The sequence below is a fragment of the Kitasatospora sp. NPDC059817 genome (assembly GCF_042731835.1).
In the GTDB taxonomy this organism is placed as follows: Bacteria; Actinomycetota; Actinomycetes; order Streptomycetales; family Streptomycetaceae; genus Kitasatospora.
The window spans coordinates 46,073-48,602 of sequence record NZ_JBHWIR010000041.1; the positions used below are offsets into that span (position 1 = coordinate 46,073).

Annotated in this window: 2 protein-coding genes; one reads left to right on the forward strand and one right to left on the reverse strand. The window is 74.7% G+C overall.

Annotated features, from left to right (window positions below):
* Positions 1 to 164: 164 nt before the first annotated feature.
* Positions 165 to 809, reverse strand: coding sequence for an HNH endonuclease (locus tag ACFV61_RS12005; protein ID WP_063349454.1), 645 nt, complete (start codon positions 807 to 809; stop codon positions 165 to 167).
* 436 nt (positions 810 to 1,245) lie between these two features.
* Between ACFV61_RS12005 and ACFV61_RS12010 the strand changes: the two genes are divergently transcribed.
* Positions 1,246 to 2,427: a mechanosensitive ion channel family protein gene (locus tag ACFV61_RS12010; protein WP_380491391.1), complete on the forward strand. Its 1,182-nt coding sequence runs from the start codon at positions 1,246 to 1,248 to the stop codon at positions 2,425 to 2,427.
* Positions 2,428 to 2,530: the final 103 nt, after the last annotated feature.

Below are 2,530 nucleotides of genomic sequence, written 5' to 3' on the forward strand. Positions count from 1 at the left end.
GCGCCCCCCGCGGGGCGCCGCGGGGGGCGCCCCGCCCCCGCCCCCCCCCCCGCCCCGCCCCCCCGCCCCCCCCCCGGGGGGGGCCGCCCGGCCCCGGGGGGGGGGGGCGCGGCGGCCCATGAGGCGTACCGACGATATGACGGGCTGGCCCTTGTGGAGCGGGGTCAGGCGGAGAGCGGTTCGGGCTGCTCACCGCGGCGGACGGGGGCGGAGTGGGCCGAGTGCGCCCGGCCGAGCGGGACGGGGAGGCCCTGCTCGGTATGGTCGAGGTGCTCGTACTCGCCCCACTGCGGGGCGCGCAACTGGTCGGAGCCGCCGTACGGCTCCAGGTAGGGGCGCCAGCGCGGGTCCTTGATGCCGGTGCCGATGATCCGCCAGGCGAGGCCGCTGGGCGGGGCCGGTGGGCGCTTCATCCGCCAGCCGAGTTCGGTGAGGTGGCGGTCGGCCTTGGTGTGGTTGCAGCGGCGGCAGGCCGCCACCACGTTGTCCCACCGGTGCTGGCCGCCCCGGCTGCGCGGGATGACGTGGTCGACGCTGGTGGCGGCGGCCCCGCAGTAGACGCAGCGGCCGTGGTCACGGGCGAACAGCGCCCGGCGGGTGAGCGGGACGGGCCCGCAGAACGGGACCCGGACGAAGCGGGTCAGGCGGACGACGGACGGCGCCGGAAGGGCGCTGGTGGCGCTGTGCAGAGTGACTTCCGAGTCCTCCAGGCTGACCGCCTTGTGGTTGAGGACCAGGATGAGTGCGCGGCGCATCGATACGACGCCGAGTGGCTCGTAGGACGCGTTGAGGACCAGGACATGCGGCACGGATGCCTCCTTGGACGCCTGCGGCGCGTGGCTCGCGCCGGGACGAGCGGTTGGATCGCACAACTGGTGCGCGATCTCCCCCAGTGTCGCCTTACGCCTTTGTACGGCGCCACCACTCCTGTGTAACGGACCTGGTGTGAACTTCGGGTGTGGCTTCTGTCATAGCCGGTATGCCCTGGGGAAGGTCGGGTTGCACCCGGGTGCCCTCGGGGTGCCGCCCGTGGCCCTCCCGGGGGAGCGCTCGGCCGGTCGGAGCAGCGGCCGACCCCGTCGTCCGGGGGAGCGCACCGGTGTGCTGACGGGGCGTTCGCGTTGCTCCGTACGCCCTTCGGCGTGTCCGGTCCGGTGTTCGGCGCCGGTTAGGCTGAGGCGGACGGTCCGCGGGCCGCGTGCCGCGGCGCGGGCCCGCCACGCCCCCTTGCAGGAAGGCCCGCACGTGTTCCGCTCCGGCGCCACCGGTATCGCCGACGCGTCCTCGACGCTCTCCACTCCGACACCGGCGCCCAGCCCGACCGCGCCGCAGCTGCCGCAGCTGGACCTGAGAATCCCGACCAGCGCGCAGGAGGTCAGCGACACCACCAAGCAGGCCGCCAGCTGGTTCGACACGCACTGGCAGGGCTGGCTGGCCGGCGGGGTGCGGATCGTCTTCATCGTGCTGCTGGCACTGGTGCTGCGCGCCGTGGTGCGCAAGCTGATCACCCAGCTGATCACGCGGATGGCGCGCTCGCACGACCACCACGAGGAGAGCCGGCTCGGCGGGCTGCTGGCCAACACCGGGGTGGTGAACCCGGAGCGGCGCCAGCAGCGGTCGGAGGCGATCGGCTCGGTGCTGCGCAGCGTGGCGTCGTTCTCCATCCTGGGCACGGCCGCGCTGATGGTGCTGTCCGCGCTGGGCGTGAACCTGGCGCCGCTGCTGGCCAGCGCCGGTGTGGCCGGTGTGGCGATCGGTTTCGGCGCCCGCAACCTGGTGACGGACTTCCTCTCCGGGGTCTTCATGATCATGGAGGACCAGTACGGCGTCGGCGACGAGATCGACACCGGGGTGGCCGCCGGCACGGTGCTGGAGGTCGGCCTGCGGGTGACCAAGCTGCGCGGGGCCAACGGCGAGATCTGGTACATCCGCAACGGCGAGGTGAAGCGGATCGCCAACATGAGCCAGGGCTGGTCGACCGCCTCGGTGGACGTGCAGGTCGGGTACAAGGAGGACCTGCTGCGGGTCGAGGACCTGATCCAGGAGACGGCCGAGGCGCTGTCCAAGGAGTCGCCGTACGACGAGCTGGTCTGGGCACCGGTGTCGATCCTGGGCGTGGAGTCGGTCGCGGCGGACTCGGTGATGGTGCGGATCGAGGCGCGGACCGCGCCGGGCAAGGCGCCGGCCGTGTCCCGGGCGCTGCGCCAGCGCCTGAAGACGGCCTTCGACCAGGCCGGGATCAAGGTCAAGGAGGAGGCCGCGCCGGTGGCCGCCGCGGCGACGGCGGCCCCGGCCACCGGGGTGGTGATCTCCCCCGCGACCGAGCCGGCGCCGCCGTCCGCGCTGTCCGACCCGACCTCGCCCCGGTACCGGGCGACCGAACCGATACCGGCGCCGAGGCCGGCCGACGACCTCGCGAAGCCGTAGGGCACCCCCAGGCCCGGGGGGGGGGGGGGGCGCGCCCCCCCGCGCGCCCCAGCGACACCCCCGGCGGGAGCGCGGGAGCGTCCGCAGCGGCGCGCCACGCCGC